Origin of the sequence: Romboutsia sp. 13368, from assembly GCF_018336475.1 — a bacterium.
GTDB lineage: Bacteria > Bacillota > Clostridia > Peptostreptococcales > Peptostreptococcaceae > Romboutsia.
Genome location: NZ_CP048741.1, coordinates 199414 through 201638, shown reverse-complemented (window position 1 = coordinate 201638; position 2225 = coordinate 199414). Strand labels below are relative to the sequence as shown.

Genomic DNA, 2225 nt, shown 5'->3' with positions numbered 1-2225 from the left:
ATAAATATCTATTAAAAATTTTGAATAAAAATATAAATAAAAGTTTATATAATAAAATAATATACAAAAAACCTTCTACTAGATACAGTTTATCATATATCTTCATAGAAGGTTTTTCTTTTATTTATATAATTTTAATATATTTATATTACATATCTTTTAATATATTTAATAATTCTTCTTCATTATACATATATTTAGAGTTACAGAATTGACATCCTACTTCTGCTTGCTTGTCTTCTTCTATAATTTGGTTTAACGCTGTCTTTCCTATAGCTATTAATGCTTCTTGAACCTTTTCTTTGCTACATTCACATTCAAATTTAACATCTATTTTATCTAATATTCTAGGTTGTAAATCTTCTAATACTATATTTAACATATCTTCTGGTGTTTTGCCTTCTGATAACATAGTTGTTATTGATTGTAAGTTTTGAATATTTTTCTCTAATTGACTTATAGTTTCTTCTGTTGCATCTGGCATTAATTGTACTATAAGACCTCCTGCACATTCTACATGTGTTTCAGTTGTTAAAACTCCTAATGCTACTACTGATGGAGTTTGTTCAGATACTGCAAAGTAGTGTGTAAAGTCTTCTGCTATTTCTCCACTTACTAATGGGTATGCTCCATTGTATGGCTCTCTAAGACCTAAGTCTTTTATTACCTTAACAACTCCATTAGTACCTACTGCAGCAGCTACATTTAATTTTCCATTTTCATAATCAGGTACTTCAACTTTAGGATTTGATACGTATCCTTTAACTGTCCCGTTTACATCAGATGTAGTAAGTATAGTACCTATTGGTCCTCCACCTTTTATTATAACTGATAATTTATCACCTTTATTTTTCATCATTAACCCCATCATAGAAGTTGCAGTTAATGTTCTACCAAGTGCTGCTGTTGCAACCTTTGAAGTTTCATGAAATCTTCTAGCTTCTTCTACTAGGTTTGTAGTTATTCCCACGAAAGCTCTTATTTGGCCATTTGCACCTGTTGCTCTTATTACATAATCTTTCATAAGTTATATTCCTCCGTTGATGATTTTATTTTTTACATACAAAGAAGATTCTTTCACTCTCTTCCTTTGGAGCTTCAAATGTAAAGTCTCCATAAGTTTTTACATTAGTGAATCCTGCTTTTTTAAGCATTTTTAAAACTTCTTTTTCTGTGTAAGCTCTTTGTTGATGTACTTCCTCAAATCGGCTAAATCTTCCATCTTCTTCTTTTATAAAGAAAGCAAGTTCCATTTCTACTACATTTTCTTCACTATCAAAATAGTTTTGCCACATATATGCAACATCTTCTCTATTTTCACCATACATATTATTTCCTAATACAGTAGATAATTTATAGTATGAACTTATATCAAATATGAATACTCCATCATCTTTTAATAATTCATATGACTTTTCAAATACACTTTCTAACTCATCATCATAAGTTAAGTAATTGAATCCATCACATGCACATAATATACAATCTAGATTTTCTACATCAAAATCTAGCTCAGCTATATCTTGTTGTAGTAATACTAATTCTACACCTTCTTTTTCTGCTTTTTCTCTAGCTACACTAAGCATTTCTCCTGATATATCAATTCCTGCTATATCATAATTTTTCTTAGTTAAAGGTATAGTTAAATTACCTGTTCCACAAGCAAGCTCTAATATATTCTGAACTTGAACATTTTCATTTTTAATTATATCTTCTATATATTTAACCCATCCATTATAATCAACGTCATTCATAAGTTCATCATAAATGAATGCAAAGTCTCTATACTGTTCCATCGTCTTTTTTTGCTTCCTCCGCCTTTTTCTTTTGCTTTTTCCTTGATGTTAACATTCCACCAATTTTTCCAGCTTCTTTAGCAGTAAGTCCTGCCCATCCTAATTCTGAAACTTTATCTATTAGACCAAGTTCAGATGCAATCTCATATTTCATTATATCATTATCTGTCAATATTTTACTCTTTTTAGACTTTGTTGCACTTTTTTTACCCGGTTTATTTAAAATATCTTTATCCATAAATAATCACCTCTTATGTTTATATATTTGTCATCTAATCAAAATTTATACAACTATCTAAAGGGGTACATATTTATTTGTGTATTATTTTATTAATAAAGAAATATAGCTAATATTTTAAATTTATAAACTCATATAATTTTATATTCATTAATAAATTTATATAAAGAGGTATTATAGTAGGAGGTATA

3 protein-coding genes are annotated in these 2225 nt (G+C 28.1%); all 3 read right to left on the bottom strand.

The genetic code is table 11. The features are described 5' to 3' along the window. Positions 1-148: 148 nt before the first annotated feature. The 3 genes from hslO to G3997_RS00890 are packed head-to-tail and all read right to left on the bottom strand — an operon-like array spanning position 149 to position 2034. Positions 149-1024 carry an Hsp33 family molecular chaperone HslO gene (gene hslO / locus G3997_RS00900; RefSeq protein ID WP_296646654.1) on the bottom strand — a complete coding sequence of 292 codons (876 nt, stop codon included), beginning with the start codon at positions 1022-1024 and terminating at the stop codon, positions 149-151. Between the two features lie 25 nt (positions 1025-1049). Continuing rightward, positions 1050-1796, bottom strand: a complete 747-nt coding sequence (locus G3997_RS00895; protein WP_296646649.1) for a class I SAM-dependent DNA methyltransferase — start codon at positions 1794-1796, stop codon at positions 1050-1052. Continuing rightward, complete coding sequence (locus tag G3997_RS00890; RefSeq protein WP_296646644.1) at positions 1783-2034, bottom strand: small, acid-soluble spore protein, alpha/beta type; 252 nt, start codon at positions 2032-2034, stop codon at positions 1783-1785. The genes G3997_RS00895 and G3997_RS00890 overlap by 14 nt, the downstream gene beginning before the upstream one ends. Positions 2035-2225 lie beyond the last annotated feature (191 nt).